The sequence below is a fragment of the Methylobacterium oryzae genome (genome assembly GCF_036441375.1).
Classification (GTDB): domain Bacteria; phylum Pseudomonadota; class Alphaproteobacteria; order Rhizobiales; family Beijerinckiaceae; genus Methylobacterium; species Methylobacterium oryzae_A.
Genome location: NZ_MLCA01000007.1, coordinates 168,512 through 188,489, shown reverse-complemented (window position 1 = coordinate 188,489; position 19,978 = coordinate 168,512). Strand labels below are relative to the sequence as shown.

The 19,978-nt window shown below is 70.9% G+C and carries 19 protein-coding genes; 2 read left to right on the top strand and 17 right to left on the bottom strand.

Annotated elements, in window-relative coordinates; all coding sequences use genetic code 11:
* Positions 1 to 148: 148 nt before the first annotated feature.
* The 3 genes from eda to MOTC310_RS15110 all read right to left on the bottom strand — a co-directional run bounded on the left by eda (position 149) and on the right by MOTC310_RS15110 (position 4,147).
* A complete protein-coding gene (eda, locus tag MOTC310_RS15120; RefSeq protein ID WP_331291107.1) occupies positions 149 to 778 on the bottom strand; it encodes a bifunctional 4-hydroxy-2-oxoglutarate aldolase/2-dehydro-3-deoxy-phosphogluconate aldolase in 630 nt (209 codons plus the stop codon).
* A 23-nt stretch (positions 779 to 801) separates the two neighbouring features.
* Complete coding sequence (gene edd / locus MOTC310_RS15115; RefSeq protein WP_331302363.1) at positions 802 to 2,628, bottom strand: phosphogluconate dehydratase; 1,827 nt, start codon at positions 2,626 to 2,628, stop codon at positions 802 to 804.
* A 397-nt stretch (positions 2,629 to 3,025) separates the two neighbouring features.
* Positions 3,026 to 4,147 carry an asparaginase gene (locus MOTC310_RS15110; RefSeq protein ID WP_331291109.1) on the bottom strand — a complete coding sequence of 374 codons (1,122 nt, stop codon included), beginning with the start codon at positions 4,145 to 4,147 and terminating at the stop codon, positions 3,026 to 3,028.
* 170 nt (positions 4,148 to 4,317) lie between these two features.
* On the opposite strand from MOTC310_RS15110, the gene MOTC310_RS15105 reads away from it, so the two are divergent.
* Positions 4,318 to 4,560, top strand: a complete 243-nt coding sequence (locus MOTC310_RS15105) for a hypothetical protein (protein WP_331302362.1) — start codon at positions 4,318 to 4,320, stop codon at positions 4,558 to 4,560.
* Between the two features lie 28 nt (positions 4,561 to 4,588).
* Here the strand turns inward: MOTC310_RS15105 and MOTC310_RS15100 are convergent, their stop codons facing one another.
* From MOTC310_RS15100 to MOTC310_RS15075, 6 genes are all read right to left on the bottom strand, one after another.
* Positions 4,589 to 5,899: an MFS transporter gene (locus MOTC310_RS15100; RefSeq protein WP_331302361.1), complete on the bottom strand. Its 1,311-nt coding sequence runs from the start codon at positions 5,897 to 5,899 to the stop codon at positions 4,589 to 4,591.
* Between the two features lie 148 nt (positions 5,900 to 6,047).
* Positions 6,048 to 7,448, bottom strand: coding sequence for a sigma-54-dependent transcriptional regulator (locus MOTC310_RS15095; protein ID WP_331302360.1), 1,401 nt, complete (start codon positions 7,446 to 7,448; stop codon positions 6,048 to 6,050).
* Positions 7,433 to 8,896: a sensor histidine kinase gene (locus MOTC310_RS15090; protein ID WP_331302359.1), complete on the bottom strand. Its 1,464-nt coding sequence runs from the start codon at positions 8,894 to 8,896 to the stop codon at positions 7,433 to 7,435. The genes MOTC310_RS15095 and MOTC310_RS15090 overlap by 16 nt, the downstream gene beginning before the upstream one ends.
* A 243-nt stretch (positions 8,897 to 9,139) precedes the next feature.
* Positions 9,140 to 9,343 (bottom strand): hypothetical protein, encoded by a 204-nt coding sequence (locus MOTC310_RS15085; RefSeq protein ID WP_331291115.1) that lies wholly within the window; start codon positions 9,341 to 9,343, stop codon positions 9,140 to 9,142.
* Between the two features lie 139 nt (positions 9,344 to 9,482).
* Complete coding sequence (locus MOTC310_RS15080) at positions 9,483 to 9,836, bottom strand: hypothetical protein (protein WP_331302358.1); 354 nt, start codon at positions 9,834 to 9,836, stop codon at positions 9,483 to 9,485.
* A gap of 80 nt (positions 9,837 to 9,916) precedes the next feature.
* Positions 9,917 to 10,726 carry a YfdX family protein gene (locus MOTC310_RS15075; protein WP_331302357.1) on the bottom strand — a complete coding sequence of 270 codons (810 nt, stop codon included), beginning with the start codon at positions 10,724 to 10,726 and terminating at the stop codon, positions 9,917 to 9,919.
* 790 nt (positions 10,727 to 11,516) lie between these two features.
* Between MOTC310_RS15075 and MOTC310_RS15070 the strand changes: the two genes are divergently transcribed.
* Positions 11,517 to 11,858: an Hpt domain-containing protein gene (locus MOTC310_RS15070; protein WP_331302356.1), complete on the top strand. Its 342-nt coding sequence runs from the start codon at positions 11,517 to 11,519 to the stop codon at positions 11,856 to 11,858.
* Positions 11,859 to 11,879: 21 nt separating this feature from the next.
* Here MOTC310_RS15070 and MOTC310_RS15065 read toward each other — a convergent pair whose 3' ends face one another.
* The 8 genes from MOTC310_RS15065 to MOTC310_RS15030 all read right to left on the bottom strand — a co-directional run bounded on the left by MOTC310_RS15065 (position 11,880) and on the right by MOTC310_RS15030 (position 19,900).
* Positions 11,880 to 13,106, bottom strand: a complete 1,227-nt coding sequence (locus tag MOTC310_RS15065) for a sensor histidine kinase (protein WP_331302355.1) — start codon at positions 13,104 to 13,106, stop codon at positions 11,880 to 11,882.
* A gap of 259 nt (positions 13,107 to 13,365) precedes the next feature.
* Positions 13,366 to 14,997 (bottom strand): ABC1 kinase family protein, encoded by a 1,632-nt coding sequence (locus MOTC310_RS15060; protein WP_331291121.1) that lies wholly within the window; start codon positions 14,995 to 14,997, stop codon positions 13,366 to 13,368.
* A 151-nt stretch (positions 14,998 to 15,148) separates the two neighbouring features.
* A complete protein-coding gene (locus MOTC310_RS15055) occupies positions 15,149 to 15,439 on the bottom strand; it encodes a type II toxin-antitoxin system RelE/ParE family toxin (RefSeq protein ID WP_331302354.1) in 291 nt (96 codons plus the stop codon).
* Positions 15,436 to 15,687: a type II toxin-antitoxin system ParD family antitoxin gene (locus tag MOTC310_RS15050; protein ID WP_210186920.1), complete on the bottom strand. Its 252-nt coding sequence runs from the start codon at positions 15,685 to 15,687 to the stop codon at positions 15,436 to 15,438. Before MOTC310_RS15050 ends, MOTC310_RS15055 begins: the two co-directional genes overlap by 4 nt.
* 98 nt (positions 15,688 to 15,785) lie before the next feature.
* Positions 15,786 to 16,487, bottom strand: a complete 702-nt coding sequence (locus MOTC310_RS15045) for a substrate-binding domain-containing protein (RefSeq protein ID WP_331302353.1) — start codon at positions 16,485 to 16,487, stop codon at positions 15,786 to 15,788.
* Positions 16,488 to 16,551: 64 nt separating this feature from the next.
* Entirely contained in the window at positions 16,552 to 17,382 is an 831-nt protein-coding gene (locus MOTC310_RS15040; RefSeq protein WP_331302352.1) for an NAD-dependent epimerase/dehydratase family protein, read from the bottom strand.
* A 31-nt stretch (positions 17,383 to 17,413) separates the two neighbouring features.
* A complete protein-coding gene (locus MOTC310_RS15035) occupies positions 17,414 to 18,709 on the bottom strand; it encodes an MFS transporter (RefSeq protein ID WP_331302351.1) in 1,296 nt (431 codons plus the stop codon).
* Positions 18,710 to 18,844: 135 nt separating this feature from the next.
* Entirely contained in the window at positions 18,845 to 19,900 is a 1,056-nt protein-coding gene (locus MOTC310_RS15030; RefSeq protein WP_331302350.1) for a lactonase family protein, read from the bottom strand.
* Positions 19,901 to 19,978 lie beyond the last annotated feature (78 nt).

Sequence of the window (19,978 nt, the reverse complement as noted above, 5' to 3'; positions counted from 1 at the left end):
GTCCCCTCTCCCGTGCGGGAGAGGGGACCCGTCCCGACTTGCGGCCGGCGGCGGTGTCCGCCGGCGATGCGTGACTGTCGTAGCCCCGCGGGGGGAATCGCCTCCCCGAGGAGCAGTACCCGTAACCTCGCCGCTCGGCCGACGCGGTTTACGATGCCTTCCGCAGCCCCGCGGCGGCCCGGGCCGCCTGCTCGATGGCCGCCGGATCCGGAGCGCCGGGCTTCACCACCCAGCTGCCGCCGACGCACAGCACCGACGGGATCGCCAGCCAGTCCGGGGCCGTCGCCTCGGTGATCCCGCCCGTCGGGCAGAACCGCACCGCGCCGAACACCGCCGCGTGGGCCTTCAGCGCCTTGATCCCGCCCGCGGCCTCGGCCGGGAAGAACTTGAACCGGTCAAGCCCGTGATCCAGGCCGCGCATGATGTCGGCGGCCGTGGCGACGCCGGGCAGGTAGGGCACGCCGTTGGCCTTGGCGGCGTCGGTCAGCGGCTCCGTGAGGCCGGGCGAGACGATGAATTCGGCGCCCGCCGCGAGGGCGTTGTCGAGATCGCGCGGGTTGAGCACCGTCCCGGCACCGACGACCGCGCCCTCGACCCGGGTCATCTCCCGGATCACGTCGAGGGCGGCCGGGGTGCGCAGGGTGACCTCCAGGGCGGTCAGCCCGCCCTTCACCAGGGCCTCGGCTATGGGCCGCGCCTGGGCCACGTCGTCGATCACCAGGACCGGAATGACGGGCACGGAGCGCATCAGCGCGTCGATGCTGGTCAGATCGTTCATGGTCGGCAACTCCTGTACGAGGGTCAGAGGCCGGCGGCGGCGAGCATCGCCGAGGCGCCCCGCTCCGCCGTGTCGGCCCCCTGGCGCATGAACGCGAACAGCTCCCGCCCGGTGCCCTGCGCCGGCTCCGGCGCCTCGGCCTCGGGGCGGGCGGCGAATTCCGCCTCGTCGACCAGAACCTGCAGCAGCCCGTCGGCCGCGCTGAGGCGGACGACGTCGCCGTCGCGGATTCGCCCGATCGGGCCGCCGCCGAGCGCCTCGGGGCTCAGGTGGATGGCGGCCGGGACCTTGCCGGACGCCCCCGACATCCGCCCGTCCGTCACCAGGGCGACCTTGTGGCCGCGATCCTGCAGCACGCCGAGCGGCGGGGTGAGCTTGTGCAGCTCGGGCATGCCGTTTGCCTTCGGGCCCTGGAACCGGACCACGACCACGACGTCGCGCTCCAGCTCGCCGGCCTTGAAGGCCTTCAGCACCTCGTCCTGATCGGAGAAGACCCGGGCCGGGGCCTCGATGGTGCGGCGGTGCTCCTCCACGGCGCTGGTCTTGAACGTCGCCCGGCCGAGATTGCCCTTCACGAGCCGCATGCCGCCGTCCGGCTGGAACGGGTTCCCGGGCCGGCGGAGCATCGTGTCGTCGAGGCTCTCGGGCACCGCGTCCTCGAAGACCAGCTCCTCGCCGTCGAGCTTCGGGTCGCGGGCGTGGTCGCGCAGCGACTGGCCCGCCACGGTCAGGATGTCGTCGTGCAGGAGGCCCGCGTCGAGCAGCGCCGCCATCACGAAGCTCATGCCGCCCGCGGCGTGGAAGTGGTTCACGTCGCCGGCGCCGTTCGGGTAGACGCGGGCGATCAGCGGTACGGCGCTGGAGAGGCGGTCGATATCCTCCCAGTCGATGACGATGCCGGCCGCGCGCGCGATGGCCGGCAGGTGAATCGCGTGGTTGGTCGATCCGCCCGTGGCGAGCAGGCCGACCGCGGCGTTCACGATCGCCTTCTCGTCGACGCACAGGCCGAGCGGCCGGTAGTCGTTGCCGGCGCCGCCGATCTCGGTGAGCCGGTGGATCGCCGCCCGGGTCACGGCCTGGCGCAGCTTGGTGCCGGGGTTGATGAAGGACGCGCCCGGCATGTGCAGGCCCATCATGTCCATCATCATCTGGTTGGAGTTGGCCGTGCCGTAGAACGTGCAGGTCCCGGCCGCGTGGTAGGAGGCAGACTCGGATTCGAGCAGCTCCGCCCGGCCGACCTTGCCCTCGGCGTAGAGCTGGCGGATCCGCTGCTTCTCCTTGTTGGCGAGACCCGACGGCATGGGCCCGGCCGGGATCAGGATCGTCGGCAGGTGGCCGAAGCGCAGCGCCCCGATCAGCAGGCCCGGCACGATCTTGTCGCAGATGCCGAGCAGCGCCGCGCCGTCGAACATGCCGTGGCTCAGCGCGACCGCGGTGGAGAGCGCGATCGTGTCCCGGGAGAACAGCGACAGCTCCATGCCGCTCTGCCCCTGCGTGACGCCGTCGCACATGGCCGGCGTGCCGCCCGCGACCTGCGCGGTGGCGCCGCGCTCCCGGGCGAACAGCTTGATCTGCTCCGGGTAGCGCCCGTACGGCTGATGGGCCGAGAGCATGTCGTTGTAGGCGGTGACGATGCCGATGTTCATCACCGTCCGCTCGTCGCGGATCGCCGCCTTGTCCTCGCCGGAGGCCGCGAAGCCGTGGGCGAGGTTGCCGCAGGCGAGCTTGCCGCGCCGGACTCCGGCCTCGCGCTCGCGGGCGATCAGGTCGAGATAGGCGCGCCGGGTCTCGCGGGAGCGCGAAACGACGCGCTCGGTGACCGCCGCGACCTCGGGATGAAGCTCGGTCATGCTCGTTCCTCCAGGCTCGGTGCCGACGGGCGCGCGGCCGGTGCCGCAGTTCGGGATCGGCCGCGCGGCCGCGTCGGTGGCCGGTATCTAAGGGGTGCGCCGCGGGATGTAACCCGGGGCGGGCGCCGGCGCTGACATGAGGTCTGCCCGCCGGCTCAGGAAACCCCAAGTCCGAGGCCGCGGTCGCTGTCGCGTTCGACCGATGCCGCCCGCATCGTCATCACGAGCGGAGCGAAGTGACCCAGGGCAGCACGACCCTGGAGTGCTTCGCCGCGCCCGCAAAGACGGTGACCGCCCGCCTTTGCCCGGACGCCCGACGTCGCCACGCCTCGAAGCGCTCGTTCGAGGCATGCTGCAGGATGGGGGCGAACCTTAGAGACCCAGCACGTCCCTGGCCTCAATACTCCCAGAAGATGCGCTGCAGCTCCTTGGTGTCGTTGGTCTTGGTGAGCGCCACGGCCGCCAGGATCTTGGCCTTGGCGGGGTTCAGGTCGTGGGCGACCACCCAGTCGTACTTGTCGTCGGGCTGCTCGGCGTTGCGCAGCACGAATCCGTCCGGCACGCGCGACGAGCGGATCACGATGGCACCCTTGGAGCGGATGTCCTTGAGCTTGTCGACGAGGTAGCCGGGCACCGAGCCGTTGCCGGTGCCGGCGTTGACGATCGCCTTGGCGCCGGCCTGGAGCTCGGCGTCGTACACGCCCGGGATCATGTTGCCCGAGCCGTAGACGATGCCGACCAGCGGCAGGCTGTCGATCTGGTCGATGTCGAACTCGGAGCTCATGTTGTGCCGCTTCGTCAGGGAGCGGAAGAAGTAGGTCTTGCCCTCGACCACCATGCCGAGCGGCCCCCACTGGCTGTAGAAGGCGCTGGGCACGATGTTGGTCCGCTTGTTCACGTCGCGGCCGCACTGGATGTAGTCGTTCATCGTCACGGTGACGCCCTGGCCGATCGCCTCCTTGCTGGCAGCGACCGTGACGGCGTCGAGCAGGTTGAGGGCGCCGTCGGCCGAGATCGCCGTGCCCGGCCGCATCGAGCCGACCACGACTATCGGCTTGTCGCTCTTCACCACGAGATCGAGGAAGAACGCGGTCTCCTCCAGCGTGTCGGTCCCGTGCGTGACGACGACGCCGTCGACGTCGTCCTGCTTCAGGAGCTGGGATACGCGCTTGCCGAGCTGGACGAGCTGGGCGTCGGTGAAGCTCTCGGAGGCGATCTGGAAGACCTGCTCGCCGCGCACATTGGCGATGGTGTTCACCTGCGGCACGGCGGCGATCAGCTTGTCGACCGGCACCTTGGCGGCCGTGTAGGTGGCGCTGTTGGCGGCGTCCGCCCCGGCGCCCGCGATCGTCCCGCCGGTGGCGAGGATCACGACGTTCGGCTTCTTCGCCGCGGCGGCCGTGCCGGCCTCGGGCATCTCGCGGGCGCTGAGGGGCGAGGCCCCGAAACCGCTGGCCAGGGCCAGGGCGAAGACCGCTCCGCGCAGGGGAAGAGCCGCGCCGCTTCGGCAGGAGAACATCGGAGATCCTCGATGGTTGACGGGAGAGCGAGTGGGACTCGACGCGGGGATGGTAGCCGCACCTCGGCCCGAGGCAAGGATCATGCAGGGCGCCGACGCGCAGGGCGCGACGGATCGTTACGCAAGCTCGGGCGTTGATGGGGGTTGCTGTCCGCTCGGAGATAGATCCCATGCTGCATCTCGCCGGCCTGCTCGAGGAACTCGAGCGGAGCGAGCCCGCGCGGGCCGCGATGTCGATCCTCGAGAACTCCCTCGCGCGCCGCTCGACGGAGGAGCAGGGCGCGTTCTGGCGCGCCGTCGACATCTACTACGTCTCGCGGAAGGCCCCGCCGGAGGCGACCCTGCCGGGCCAACTCGGGCCGGGCGAATCTGTGGCGAGTCAGGCCGCGCCGGAGCTGGCCGCCGCGTCCTGAGCCCGGCCTCCGGATCCGATCGCGGCGCTCAGGCGCTCGCCGGCACGGCCGGCGGCATGCCGGCGCCGCTCTCGGGCTCGCTGCCCGCGCGCACCGCGTCGCGGGTCTCGGGCATCAGCGCGAAGTAGAGGACGAAGCCGAGCGCCGCGATGGCCGCCAGCGCCAGGAAGGCGGTGGAGTAACCCGCCGACACGATGATCACGCCGGCCAGCGTCGCGCTCAGGGAGGCGCCGATCCCCTGGGCCGTCGCCACGGCGCCCTGGGCCGCGTTGAACCGCCCGCCGCCGCGGGTGAGGTCGGCGACCACGATCGGGAACAGCGCGCCGTAGACGCCGGCGCCGATCCCGTCGAGGAGCTGGACGCCCACCAACCAGAACGGGTTGTCCGACAGGGTGTAGAGGACGCCGCGCAGCGCCAGGATGCCGAAGGCCGTGAGGAAGATCGGCTTGCGGCCGATCACGTCGGCCTTCGCGCCGACGAAGATCGCCACCGGCACCATCACGCACTGCGCCGCCACGATGCAGACCGCGATCAGCGAGGTCGCGTGGTCCTTGCCCGAGATATGCGTCAGGAGCTGGCCCACCGAGGTCAGCATCGCCGCGTTGGCGAGGTGGAAGATCGCGCAGAGCACCGCGAAGACGAGGAGCGGCCGGTTCTGCAGCAGGGTCGCGAGGCCGGACGGCCTCTCCTGAGCCTGCTCCTCGCCCTCGGTCATGCCCCGGGCGAGGTCGTTGTCGATGGCGTCGGCCGGCACCAGCAGCATGGCGCCGATCGACAAAGCCGCCAGGACGCCCATGAGCCAGAACACCACCACCGGCCCGAAGAAGTAGGCGAGCCCGCCCGCCAGGGCGGCGGAGACCGCGTTGCCGGCGTGGTTGAAGCCCTCGTTGCGGCCGATCCGCTTGGCGAACATCCTCGGCCCGACGAGGCCCAGCGTGATCGCGGCGAGCGCCGGCGGGAAGATCGTCCCGGCGACGTGGGCAATCGATTGGGTGGCGGTGACGAGGTAGAAATTCGAGATGAACGGCAGGACGAGGCAGCTCGCCGTCACCGCGATGGCGCCGCCGATCACCACCGCGCGCTTGTGGTTGGTGGCGTCGATCAGCGCGCCGGCGGGCGTCTGCGCCACGAGGCCGAGGATGCCCGCGATGGTCATCACGAGGCCGGTCGTGGCCTCGTTCCAGCCCTGGTCCGGACCGCGCACGGCGATCAGGTAGATGGCGAGGTAGGGGCCGAGGCCGTCGCGCACGTCGGCGAGGAAGAAGTTGAGCGCGTCGAGGCCGCGCAGGGCCTTGGCCGAGGGCGCCCGGCCGCCGGCGCCCGTCTCGATCCTGTTCATCCTGCCGCGATCCCCCGACCGACGGACGGCGCGGCCCCGATCCGGGCCGCGTCGTCGCACGCGGGGCTCGACGCCCGCGCGCGCCATCGGTTCCCGCTCGGCCGGGGCCTCACGCGGGATGTGAACGATTCTCCGGCCGGTGCCTTCTTCAGGCCGGGTCGATGCCCGCCGAAGCGTCGGGATTTCCGACAGTTTCTGTCGTCTCTTCCGACAGATCTGGGTTCGGCGGGCCGAGGCCGTAGCGCTCGATCTTGGCGTAGAGGAGCTGCCGCTGGATGCCGAGCCGGCGCGCGGCCCGGGCGCGGTTGCCGTCGGCCTCGCGCAGCGCGGCCGCGATCATGGTCCGCTCCAGGCGGGCCACGGCCTCGGGAAGGTCGCCGGCGAGCCAGTCGTCCACCGCGTCATCGCCGCGCCGCTCGGGCCGCTCGGCCGGCAGATCGACGGCCTCGGCCCCGATCACGCCGCCGCGCACCAGCACGGCGGCTCGCTCCACGACGTTGCGCAGCTCGCGAACGTTGCCGGGCCACCCGTGGGCGAGCAGGCGCGCGGCGGCCCCGCCGCTCAGGCGCTTGCCGGAGGGAATGAGGAAGTGCTCGGCGAGCGGCACGATGTCGGCCAAGCGCTCGCGCAGGGGCGGCAGGGCGATCGGCACGACGTTCAGTCGATAGTACAAGTCGGCGCGGAACCGGCCCTCGGCGACGAGCGCCGGCAGGTCGCGATGCGTCGCCGCCACGAGGCGGACATCGACCCGCGCGGGCCGGCCCCCCAGCGGGGTCACGATGCAATCCTGGATCACCCGCAGGATCTTGGCCTGCATCGCCGCGGGCATGTCGCCGATCTCGTCCAGGAACAGGGTGCCGCCCTCGGCCTCGTGGAAGGCGCCGGCCCGGTCCGAGGCCGCTCCGGCGAAGGCGCCCCGGACATGGCCGAAGAGCAGGCTCTCCAGCGCCTCGGCGGGGATCGCCGCGCAGTTCACCGGAATGAATGGCCGCGCGCGGCGCCGCGAGAAGGCGTGCAGGGCCCGGGCGACCTCCTCCTTGCCGGTGCCGGTCTCGCCCTGGATCAGGATCGTGGACGCGCTGTCGGCGACGAGGCCGATGGTCTTCTGGACCTTGCGCATGCCCGCGCTCGACCCGATCAGGACCGGGTGGCCGGGCGGCGGCGCTGCGCTGCCCGGATCGGCGCGGGCCTCGCGCAGCATCGCCTCGAGCACGGCGGCGAGGTCGGCCCGGCCGATCGGCTTGGTCAGGTGGTCGTGCGCCCCGAGGCGCATCGCCTCGATGGTGTTGGCCGGGCTCGCGAAGGCCGTCAGGACCGTGACGGGCGGCGGCTCCGGCAGGGCCCGGATCCGCTCCAGCGTGGCCATGCCGTCGAGGGCGCCGGGCATGCGCAGGTCGAGGAGCACCGCCGCCACCGGGCCCTCGCCCAGCCGCGCCAGCGCCTCCGAGCCGGAGGCGACCGGGAGCGCGGTGTGCCCGAGATCGGTCACCGTCTCGGCGAGCCCTTCGCGCAGGGCTCTGTCGTCGTCGACGATCAGGATGGTTGCCATGGCAGATCCAGGACGAAGGTGGTCTCCGGCGCGTCCTCGACCAGTCTGGCCTCGCCCCGATGCGCCAGGGCGATCTCGCGCACGATCGCGAGCCCGAGGCCGGTGCCGTCGGGCCGGCCGGTGACGAAGGGCTCGAACAGGGCGGCGCGGATCGCCGGGTCGATCCCGGCGCCGGTATCGGCGACGCTGAGGCGAAGTCGCAGCGCGCCGTCGACAGTCACCCGCTCGGCGCCGAGGCAGATCCGGCCGCCCGGCGGCGCGTGCTGCAGGGCGTTCAGCAGCAGGTTGTCGAGGGCCCGGGCGATCTGCGCCCGGTCGAGATGCGGATGATCCGCGGCGGGAAGCCCGTCGGCCGCGATCGCGATTCGGACCGACCGCGCGCTCGCCAGATCCTCGTGCAGGCGCGCGCACTCGGCCAGGAGCGGCGCCACCGGCGTGGGCATCCGGTTGAGCGGCCGCGCCTGGGTCAGGTTGAGGAGGTCGCGCAGCAGCGTGTCGACCCGGGCGATCTGGCCGAGCACGGCCTCGAGGGCGGCGGCGGCGCGGTGCGGTTCGCCGCTGACCAGGGCATTCTCGGCCTTCAGCCGCATCGCCGCGATGGGATTGCGGATCTCGTGGGCGATGCTCGCCGCCAGCCGGCCGACCGCGGCCAGGCGCTCGGTCGCCACGATGCGGGCCTGGGCTTCCCTCAGCCGCCCGCCGGCGGCGTTGAGGGCGTCCACCAGCCGGTCGAGTTCGCGCTCGCCGGTGCGGTCGAGATGGGGCAGGTCCTGGCCGTCCGGGCGCGGCGCCGCGAGCGCGGCCTCGAGCCGGGCGATCCGCCCCGAGAACCCGTACAGGAACCAGCTCAGGAACGCGGCCGATCCCAGTACCGTGGCGGCGAGGAAGCCGAGGCCCGCCAGGAAGCGCGTGTAGGTCGGGCCGTCGTTGACGTGCGCGCGCGTCATCGACCACGCGGTCAGGCCGGCTTCCGGACCGTGCAGCGGGCAGGCCTGGAGCATCAGCACCTGAGTCCGGCGCGGCCGGTGCTCCGAGACCGCGTGATCGACCCGGAGCGCCTGAGCGTTCAGTGCCGCGACGGCGTCGCGCTCGGCCGCCGGAAAGTCGGTCTTCGGTCCCGATCCTTCGTAGGTGGGGTAGGCATAGGCCAGGGATTCGCGCGCCGCGCTCCAGATCCCACCCTCGATACCAGGGAAGCGCGCCAGCGCGGTCGACACGGTGCCGGCGAGGTCCGCCTCCGCGATCCCCGGGCCGCGGGCGCGGACCAGGGCAGAGTACCGGTCGATGATCTCGCGACAGGCCCGCCCGACCGCGAGATCGGCCTGCGCCACCTGGACGCCCGTCGACTGGTCGTAGACGCCCAGCATCAGGTAGGCGGTCGCGACCGCGGAGGCGAGCAGCAGGACCCACAGCGCGAGCAGCCGGGTGCGCAGGCTGTAGGCCGTCACGGCGATGTCCGACCCGGCATGGCCCTGGCTCCTGCGGCGTCGTGCGCGCCCGGACCCTGTCCCTAAGCCAAAGCCCGGCCCCGTGACCACTCGAAGACCGCGCGGAGGGCCGAGGTGACGAACGGTGACGAAGCGCTGCGCGCGCACGCGGTCCCAGGGGTAGCCCGGGGCCGCCAGGAGAGGGGAGCCGCGTCCGGTGTTCCGATCGGGCAGGAAGTCAGTCGTCAGCCTTGAGGCAGGCGCTCACTTGCGGTTCGTGATGAGGCTGTCGACGTTCTTGTTGGCTTCCTTGTTCTCCTTCCGCTGCATCGCCACCTCGTGCTTGGTGTCCTTCATCGACATCTCATCGCGCTTGCCCTGCGGCATCTCCTTCGGTGCCGCCAGGGCGGGCGTGACCGACCCGAGACAGGCCAAGCAAAGAGCAGCGCGCGCCGTATTCTTGAACATGATGCCTTCTCCACTCGATGGACATTGCCAGACGTCTTGGAGATGTCGCCGGTTCCTCATGCGCGGATCACGGACGTGCGATCCGTTGCAGCATCCGCGCGGCGCCTGCAGGTGAACGCGAGGCGCGGATGCTGTCGTCTCACGGTGGGCCTGACGGGTTGACCGGCAGCGCGCCGCTTCCGAGCTGTACGCAGGTGAGCATCGCCACGTAGGAGGGGGCGCCACCGATCTGGCTCTCCACCGCGCAGGTCCGGCGCTCCGCCGCGTCGAACGTCGCCCAGCGCTTGATCAAACTGCGCCGCGCGGCGGCTTCGTCGGACAGGCAACCGCGGAAGCTCGCCCGATCGACGGCGTTGGAACCCGCCCGGTGCTCCGGTGCGCATATCGCCCGGATATCGAGGTTCGGGATTGCCGCCGTCCGGGCGGAGGCCGCCAGGCTGCCGCCGAGGAGCAGTTCAAGTCCCAAGGCGGTCGAGATCCAGAAATGCCCCACGTGACCCTCCCGTGTACGTGCGGACCGGGCGACCGGACCGTGCCTGAGATCCGTCAGGCGCGGCCGGTCTCAGCGGTCGGTCACTTGCTGGTCTTGGCACCCGCGGTCGTGCCGGTGGCCTGCGGTGCGCCCTTGTCGGCCGTGGAGGCGGTCGCCTTCTGGGGCACCGCGACCGCGTCGATGACGTCGAAGCGCATGTTGTCCTGGGCCGACTTCAAGGCGGCGTTGGCCTCGTAATACTTGCCCTGGTTGATCAGCGTCGCCGCTTGGTCGACATCGGTGATGGTCTTGTTCAGGGGCAGGACCGCCATGGTGAAGTTGACGTCGACATGGGCGAGCTTGAGCTTCTCCAAGGCGCCCTTCTGGTCGCCCTGAGCGAGGTTCTTGTTCGCCTCGGTCACCGCGGAGGCCTTGGCGGGCGTGGCCACGAAGTCGTCGCCGAGGGTCAGCTGCGCGTCGACCGGAACCCAGGCCACCTGCTCCTTGGAGGCCGGCTTGGCGTCGACCTTGGCGTCGGCCTTGGCGTCGGCCTTGTCGCTCGGCGCGGTCGCCTTGTGGGTGGCCATGTCGGCGGGCGACTTGAGGTCGGCCTCGGCCTTGGTGAACACCGCGTCGTCGGTCTTGGCCTTCGCGAAGGCCGCCTGTGCCTTGGCGATCATGTCCTTGGCCTGGCCGGGATTGGCCTCGAAGATCGCGAGGCGGGTGAGCTGAAGATCCCGGAAGCCCTGCGCGCCGTCCTTCGAGAGCTTGCCGACATCCTTGTCGACCGCGGCCTGGCTCGCGCTGATCTGGGCGCCGTTGTGCTGGGCGGCCTGCTCGGCCGCGAAGGCAGTTCCACCGAGGATTGTGGTGAGCACGAGGGCCGCAGCCATAGATTTGCGATAGGACATTCTAACATCTCCCTCTGATGCCGGAGATAAGGCCTTCATCTGCATTGGCCTCATTCATTCCGTGTTCAGATAATAAATCAGCCGCCATTTGGTCGCATGACCGAAGGATTAAAAAACGGCAATGCCGCGGGCGGCGGAGCAGGGTTCCGGAACGTGGGCCGGGACGGCTGTCGACCGCGGCGCATGACGGCCGCGACGGGGCTCGGCGGGGCGGGCTCTGCGCGGCAGGAAGCGGCCGGCGCGCGTTCAGCAGCGCCGGCGCCATGCCATCGAGCGCGTCGGGGATGGCGAGGCAGACGAGGCGGGTCTCACGCGGGGCGGCCCCGAAGCGGCGCATCAGCTTGCGCCGACGTGCGGCGGCAGGATCGGACGGGCTTGGGTTCAGAAGCGCCGGGCGGCAGGGCCGGGCGCGAGCGGGAAGCGGCTTGCCGATCCGCGCGCGGCTGCCGAAGGATCCTGCTCGGAGGGTTGCGAATAAGACGATCACGCGGCTCCCTCCCTGATGCGGAGCCGAGGGAAATGCGAGGCGGGGAAGCCCGGACTGGGTCGCAACGTCCAGTGCGACGCTTCGAGCCTTCAGAATGCGATGTGCCCTGGCCCGTCTTCCTGGGCGTGACGGCCGATCCATGCGCCCGAGTCAATCCTGTGGGGATCGGGAGACCGTCGCGCTTTGTTGAAAAGCTGACGCAAGACGGTGTAAACACTTCGATGCAAACCTGGCCGGTGGGCCGCGCCTCGGTTGCGCGCCTCTCTCGGATCTCTGTCGCGGATCCGTACTTGGAGACCGACGGTGTCGCACTCCCTCGTGAACCGGGACGCGCTTGAGGAACTCACGGCCGTGATCGGCACGGAGAAGCTCGTCCGCATCCTCGACCGGTTCGTCGTCAGCCTCACCACGGCCTTCGAAGGGCCGGATCGGGCGAACGACGATTACGGCCGCGAGGCGCATACGCTGGTCTCGATGTCCGGCATGCTCGGCTGCGCCGACCTGTCCCGGGCCTGCCGCGGCCTCGAGGAATCGGCGAAGGCGGGCGACGATCTGACCGGATCGCTGGTCGACCTCAGGACCCTGCGCGACAGGACGATCGCGGCCCTGCGGGACCTGCGGGCGGAGACCCGGCTGAGCGCCTAGCGCCGAGCATCGGCATCCGGATCAGGCCACCAGCACGACGTCGAGGGGCGCCTCGAAGGTCAGCACCGCGCCCTCGCGGGGATAGCTGAGGTGGGCTGTCCCGCCGAAGCTGTGCGCGAGGCTGCGCGCGATCAGGCGGGTGCCGAAACCCGTGCGGGTCGGGGGCGAGACGGGCGGTCCGCCGCTCTCCTCCCAGCGGAACCGGAGTGTCTGGCCGCCCTCCGCCTCGGCCACGTTCCACGTGATGCAAACCCAGCCGGCGGCCACCGACAACGCGCCGTACTTGGCCGCGTTGGTTCCGAGCTCGTGCAGCATCAGCGCCAGGGTCATGCCGTGCCGCGGACCCAGCGTCAGGTCGGGACCGTCGATGCGGAAGCGACCGGCGACGCCGTCCCCGTGGAGGGACACGGCCCCCTCGACCAATCCGCTCAGGGAAGCCCGGGCGAAGGAGCCCTGCAGAAGGATATCGTGGGCCTTGGCGAGTGCCAGCAGCCGCGCGGCCAGGGCCGCCCCGGCCGCCTCCAGCGACGGCGCGTTGCGCATGGTCTGCGCCGCGACGGCCTGGACCATGGCCATGGTGTTCTTCATCCGATGAGCGAGTTCCTGCATCAACAGCGTCTGGCGCGCCTCGGTCAGCTTCTGCTCGGTGATGTCGCGCGACACCGCCAGGATCCGCTCGGGCCGGTCGGGTGCCGCACCGATTGGCGTGATGGCCACGTCCCACCAGCGGACCGCGCCGCCGGCCTCCGACTGGGCCTGGAACCGGCTCGGCCGCCCGAGACGCGCACGATCGAGCGCCGCGGCCACGGCCTCCCGGTCCTCGGCACGCGTCCAGGCGTCGATCCATGGCCGACCGATCGCCTCCGCCTCGTCCTCGGCGGCGGACAGGGCCGGACCATCCTCGCTGGCGGTGATCAGGCAGCCTTCGCGGTCCAGCAGTTCCAGGTAGTCGTTGGGGGCCTGCGGCGGGCTGGCCGGGCCAGTCCGGCCGGGGGCCCTCGGCCTTGCCTCCGGACCTGACCCGGACCGTCCACGGGGCGGCTCGACCCGCTCGGCGTCCATGCGCCCGGCCTCCGCGCGGCTCGCAGCTTCGATGATGCGGCCGAGCCGCCGGCTTCGCTGCCGCTCCCAGTCGGCCTGCGCGGTCACTTGCGCCAGCAGACTGCGCAGGCGGATGTTCTCCGTCTCCAGCGTCTCGACGCGGCGCTCCGCCCCGTCAGTCCGCGGCCGCACGATGTCCACATCCATCGCCCGCCCCCCTCGACGTCGCGACGAAGCGCCATGCGCGGCGCGCCGCCGGAGACCCCCGACCGCGCGGTGCGGCGACGGATGTCGGAGGCAGGGCCGCACCGGCGGTTCAGACCGCTTCTGGTACCGGTTCCCCGCCCGCAGCCGAGCGAATCGTTGGATGTGTCACGCTAGCATGACGTGCGGGATAATCAAATCAGTCCGGTATTCGATCTTGGGTGAGAACTTATGTTAGCGCCATGTGCGGATGCGAAGACGGCTACTTGTTTCGCATCAGCAGCACGAGCCAGCCGATCCCGAGGATGAAAATTATCAACCCGATCGAGACGAAGACGGGCGTGCCGAGATCGATGAGGCGGGGCGCGAGCTGGGTGGCGAAGGCCGCCACCACCAGGGCCACGGCGACCCGCGCGGCCGCACGCTCGATGCCGCGGGTGACCTTGTCGAGGCCCTTCACCTCGATCTCGACGGTGACGCGACCCTGCTTCAGCCGCACCAGCATCAGGTGGATCAGGGTGGGCAGCTCCGAGGCCGCGCCGTAGAGGCCGACACCCAGGGCCTCGGCCTTCTGCTTGAGGGCGGAGAGCGAGAACTGCGTCTGCATGCTCGCCCGGACCGTGGGGCCGGCGGCGGCGAACAGGTCGAAATTCGGGTCGAGGTGGCGCATCACGCCGTCGGCGGTGACCAGACCCTTGAACAGGATGGCGAGGTCGGTCGGCATCGCAAGATCGTTCTCGCGGGCCATGTTCATGAAGTCGGTCAGCACCAGCCCGAGATTCAGCGGGATCGACGAGTGGCTCTCCACGAAGGACTGGGCCGAGACCTGGAGGCGGGTGAGGTCCGGGTTGCTGGTGCCGGTCCAGTCGAGGAGCACGGCCATCAGGCCGTCGGCATCCTGCTTGAGCATGGCGCCGATCAGCACGAGCAGCTGCGAGCGCCGCCGCTGCGACAGCCGGCCGATGATGCCGAAATCGATGAAGCCGATCTTGTTGCCGGGCAGGGCCAGCATGTTGCCGGGATGCGGGTCGGCGTGGAACACGCCCTCGATCAGCGCCATCTGCAGGAACGCGTCGGTCCCCTTCTGGGCGAGCAGCTTCTTGTCGATGCCCGCCGCGCGGAGGGCCGCCTCGTCGTTGGGCGGGATGCCGTGGATGAAGTCCTGCACCAGCACCCGCTCGGAGCAGTACTCCCAGTGGATCTTCGGGAAGACGATGTCGTCGCGGTCCTCGAAGATCTGGGCCAGCAGCTCGCAGTTGCGCGCCTCGTTGAGCAGGTCGAGCTCGCCGTTGAGACCCTCCGCGAGGTGGCGCATCTGCTCCCGCGGCTGGTAGCGGGCCATGTCGGGCCACTCGTTCTCGACGATGCGGGCGCCGTGCGCCATCAGGCGCAGATCCGCCTCGATGATCTTGCGCAGGTTCGGCCGCAGCACCTTGACGATGACGTCCTCGCCCGAGTGCAGCCGGGCGCGGTAGACCTGGGCGATCGACGCCGAGGCGATCGGGTTGGTGTCGAACTCGGCGAAGATCTCCATGGGCGAGGCGCCGAGATCGAGCTCGAGCTGCGGGCCGATCTGCTCCCACGTCACCGGCACGACCTGGCTGTGGAGCTTCTGCAACTCCTCGGTCCAGGCCGGCGACAGGAGGTCCGGCCGGCTCGCCAGCACCTGCCCGAACTTGATGAAGGTCGGGCCGAGCGCCTCGATCGCCCGGCGCAGCCGCTCCGGCTCGGACAGGCGCGTGACGTCGACCCGGGGCTGGCGGCGCGGCAGAAGCGGGAGGTAGCGCAGGCCGAGCCGGTCCACGACGCGGGTGACGCCGAAGCCGATGAGGATCGTCGCGATCTCCGACAGCCGCTGGCGGTCGCGGGCGGCAACGAAGGCTGTCTTCAGCATGAATGGAGCGATCCGGTCGGACGGGATTGGGCGTCCGGACAGCACGAGCATAAGGACTTTTTTGCGGTCGCGAACCCCGGTTTCGCGGAGGCGGTGGCAACAAGACCGCCGCAGAGCCCTTCGGCCACCAGTATCGAGGCGAGCTCGACTCCTACGTCAGCGCCCGCTCCCAGTCCTGTCGCCCGTGCAGCACGCGCAGGATGAGAATGGCGGATCCGTCCACGACGTAGACGATCACGTGGGCTCGAGAGGGATGTAGCCGCACGGGTGGCGTGAATTCGCGCCGCTCGCGCGCCATCTGCGGCGTTGCGGCCAGCATGCGGAAGGCGTCGAACAGGCCGTCCTGGTAACGCTCGGCCTGGGTCACGCCGAAGCGCAGCGCCCCCGTCACATAGGCCTCGGCGATGTCCTCATCGGCCCGAGGCGTCGTCCGGAAGGTCATGGTTCCGGACGGGCCGCCAATCGGGTCCGCCCGAGCTGGCGGATATCCTGCTCCGACCGGTCGCTGACGCCGCTCGCCAGCCCCTCGTCGATCAGCCGCTGCAGATCGCCGAGCTTGGCCAAGCGCTCCTGGTCGCGCCGGATCAGGTCGCGCACGTAGTCGCTGGCATTGGCGTAGCGGCCGGTATCGGCCTGCGCCTCGACCCAGGCCTTCATGGCTTCGGGCAGCGAGACGTTCATGCTGGCCACGGGACACCTCCGCCCGCTGGATGACGAACTTTGGCAGAGATTGTCAAAGATCGGCGGCCTCGTTGCAAGCGCGACGGTACGGCCAGACGACTGGGCCGTCAGTAGGCCGGCTCCAGCCCGCTGGTCCGATAGGCCTCGGCCGCCTGCGGCGTCGTCAGCCCCGCGAGGAACCGGGCCGCGCCGTCCCGATCCGTCGCGCCGCGCAGGATCGCCGCCGCGAAGGTCGTCATCTCCTGCACCGGGTCGGGGAGGGGGCCGACCACCTCGATGCCGGGCACGACCATCAGCTCGCTGATCTGCTGGACGGCGATGTCCGCCTCCCCGGAGACCAGCTTCTCGGCCGTGAAGCCCTGAGGGATGATCGTCGCCCGGGCGTTCACCGCCTCGGCGAGGCCGAGCCGCGGCAGCAGCCCGGCGAAGTAGATCCCGCTGGCGCCGGTCCGCGAGTAGGCCACCGACCGCGCCGCCACGAGGGTGCGCTTCAGCGCCTCCACGTTCGCGATGTCCGGATGCGGAGCTCCCGCCTTGACCGCGATGCCGTAGCGCGAGCGCACGATGTCGACCCGGCTCTCGGGCTCGACGCGTCCCTCGGCGACGAGCCGGTCCATGGCGTCCGACAGGACGAGCACCGCGTCGGCGGTCTCGCCCTCGGCGAGGGTCTTCATGATCACGGTGGTCGGCGCCCAGTGGATCGCCGCCCGGCCGCCCGCGGCCTCGAAGGCCGGGACCACGTGCGCGTCGAAGGCGCCGCGCACCACCAGGGCGCATTTCAGGCGTGTCTCGGGTCGCTCGTTCGGCATGGTATGTCCAGTCTCTCGCCTCAGGAGGAGCGGTTGGGCGACCGTGCGCCCGACAGCCGGACCGTCACCGCGGCGGCTCGGCGCGGGAATAGTCGATCACCGTGAACCCGCCGCCCTGATAGCGCTCCACCACCGGGTTGCCGCTGGTCTTCCCCTCCAGCGACGGGGCGTAGGAATCGGCGCTGTCCTGAGGCGTCCAGCCGATGACGGCGCGCCCGTCTTTCCGCCACCATCTCATGCGGCTGTTGTTCGAGGCGCCCCAGATCACGACCGAGCCCGTCGGGCCGAGGTCCGGCGCCAGCGTGGCGCGGGTGACCAGCCGGGTCAGGTCGGCGTAGGACAGCCACGTCGCCAGCATCCGCGCGTCCGTGGGCTCCGGGAAGCACGAGCCGATCCGCAGGAAGACGCTCTCGACCCCGTGCTTGTCGCGGTAGAGCCCGCCCATCAACTCGCCGTAGGCCTTGGACAGGCCGTAGTACCCGTCGGGTGCGAGGCCGCAATCGTCGTCCAGCACCTCCGTGCGCGCGTGGAAGCCGATCGCGTGGTTCGACGAGGCGAAGATCATCCGGGCGCCCTCGCGCCGGGCCGCCTCGTAGGCGTGGTAGAGACCGCGGATGTTCGGGCCGATCACCGTCTCGAACGGGTGCTCCACCGAGATCCCCCCGAGATGGAGGATCGTGCCGCAGCCCTCCGCGAGCCGCAGGATCGCCGGCCCGTCCTCCAGGTCGGCGATCTGAAAGCGCGCCCCTTCCGGCAGCGGGTCGGGGAAGGGGACGCGGTCCGTGAGCCGGAGCGTCCAACCCTGCGCGCCGAGCGCGCGGGTCAGGACGCGCCCGAGGGCGCCTGAGGCCCCGGTCAGGAGGACGGGTTTGGGCGGGACGGTCTCGGCGCTCATGGGACGCTGCTCCAGATTCCGGCGGCCTTGATCAGACGGCCTTTGCCGCGGTGAGGGGGCCGGCTTCCGCCGGGTTGCGCGGCCGCCGCACGAAGATCGCCATCGCGACCACGCCGGCCGCCGCGATCAGGGCGGCGATCACGAAGGCGCTGGCGTAGCCCCCGAGATACTGCACGGCCAGCCCCGTGGCGGTCGGCCCGATGATGCCCGAGATGTTGCTCAGGAGGTGGATGAAGCCGCTGACGCCGCCGACACGCGCCTCGGGTACCAGCTCGTGGATCGTCGCCCAGCAGGACTGCACCGAGCTGGTCAGCATCAGCACGGCCAGCGCGATGAGCGAGACCGCCATGGCGGTGCTGGTCGCGGCGTTGACGGCGAGCAGGGCGACGCCCGCGACGGCCAGCGGCACGATCGTGGTGATCTTCCGCGCGGCCAGCTTGTCGCCCATGCGCGTGTAGACGAAGTCGGCCACCACGCCCCCGCCGACATAGCCGACGAAGCCGCAGGCCCAGGGGATCGACGCCACCAGCGCCATCTCCTTCACCGGCATGTGCAGCGCGTCGGTGAGGTAGCTCGGGAGCCACGAGAGGAAGATGTAGAGGGTGTAGTTCACCGCGAACATGCCGAGCCCCAGCGACAGGGTGCTCGGCAGGAACAGGTACTCCTTCAGCGACCGGGCATGGTCGGAGGGCGCGAGGTGCGTGACCGCCCGGCTGCGCTCCACGAGGGCGATCTCCTCCGGATCGACCCGGGGATTGTCCTGCGGCCGGTCGGTCATGAGCAGCCGCCACGCCACGACCCAGAGCAGGCCGAGGGCGCCGATGGCCACGAACGCCACCCGCCAGCCGTACTGGATCGCCAGCAGGCCGACGACCGGCGCCGCGACGGCGCTGCCCACGGTCTGGCCCGAGAAGGTGAAGCCGATGGTCCGGGCGGTCTCCTCGCGTGGGAACCACGTGGTGATGGTGCGGTTCGTGGTCGAGTTCATCGGGCCCTCGGCGAAGCCGAACAGGGCGCGGACCACGAACATCTGGGCGAAGCCGGTCACCGCGCCGGTGAGCATGCACAGGATCGACCACGAGGCGGCGGCCCAGCTGTAGACGCTGCGCGGCCCGTAACGGTCGGCGAGCTGGCCGCCCACGAAGGCGAACAGCGCGTAGCCGAAAAAGAACGTGCTGAAGATCACGCCCAGTTCCGAGGGCGACAGGTTCAGGTCCTGCTTGACGAAGGGCGCGGCGACGCCGAGCGCCGCCCGGTCCATGTAGTTGATGATACCGGCAATGAACAATAGGAACGCGATAAGGAACCTGTAGCGCTTGGCGAACATGGCGTTTCCTCCAAAATATCGATGTGTTTATTTTCTTGATTGCTTGTCGCGGTCCCAATGCGAGGGGTCACGATTCGACCGCTGCCGGTTCCGCATCTTGCTCTTCGCGCCGGCCGCGCTGCGTGTAGGCGCCTCCTACAGGAACGCGATCGTGCAGGGGCTGAGGCTCGGGCGCGAACCCGTCCGAGTCAGGTCTCCGGTCTCGGGATCGATGGCGAGGGCGACGAGGCTGTCGCCCTGCTCGTTGGCGACGAGCAGGTGGTCTCCGTCCGGCGCCAGCACCATGAAGCGCGGGTCGCGACCGCCCGAGGGGGTCCAGCCCGACGGCTCGAGGCGCCCGGCCGTGTCCGCCCGGAACCGCGCGATCCCGTCTTGCCCGCGGTTCGACGCGTAGACGAACTGTCCGTCGGGCGTGACCGCGATGGCCGCGGCGGTGCTCGCCCCGAAGAAGTCCGGCGGCAGGGTCGAGGCGAGGTGCAGGGGCGTCAGCGTCCCGGCCTCCGCGTCCCACCGGCAGGTGGCGACGCTCGAGTCGAGCTCGTTGACCAGGAAGGCGAGGGGCAGGTGCGGGTGGAACGCGATGTGGCGCGGGCCGGCGCCGGGACGCATCGCGGTCTGCGAGACGATGGCGAGTTGCTCACCCTCGCGTCTGAGGACGAAGACGCGGTCGAGACCTTTGTCGGGGACGATGACGTGGCGACCGTCCGGCGACAGGACCACGTGGTGCGGGTGGGCGCAGGCCTGCTCGGTCCGGTGCGGGCCCGGCTCGCCCGGGAACGGCAGGACGTGGCAAGCGGGCTCCAGGCCGCCATCGGCGCGCACCGGCATGAGGGCGACCGAGCCGCTGGCGTAGTTGGCGACGATCAGGAACCGGCCGTCGGGCCCGAGGGCCTGGTGTACGCTGTTGGTGCCGCCGGTGGCTGCGCTGCCGAGGCCGCGGAGGGTGCCGTCGGGCTCGACCGCGAAGGCGCTCGCCGCCTCGCCGTCGCCCTGGACCGTGTAGAGGATCGCGCGCCCCGGATCGGTCACCAGGAAGGACGGGTTCGTCAGGTTCTCGACCCGGCCGAGATGCGTCCAGTCGCCGAGACCGTGGCCGGTCCGGTAGATGTCGATGCCCCGGCCGCGCGCCCGGCGCCGCTCGGTGGTGAAGCAGCCCACGAAGGCGAGGCCGCGGGGAGCGGTGTCGGTCATGCGGAGCATCCGGATCGGGGACGGGACTGGGATGGCCGCCCTCGGGATCGACCGCGCGGGGATGCCGCCCGCCCGAGA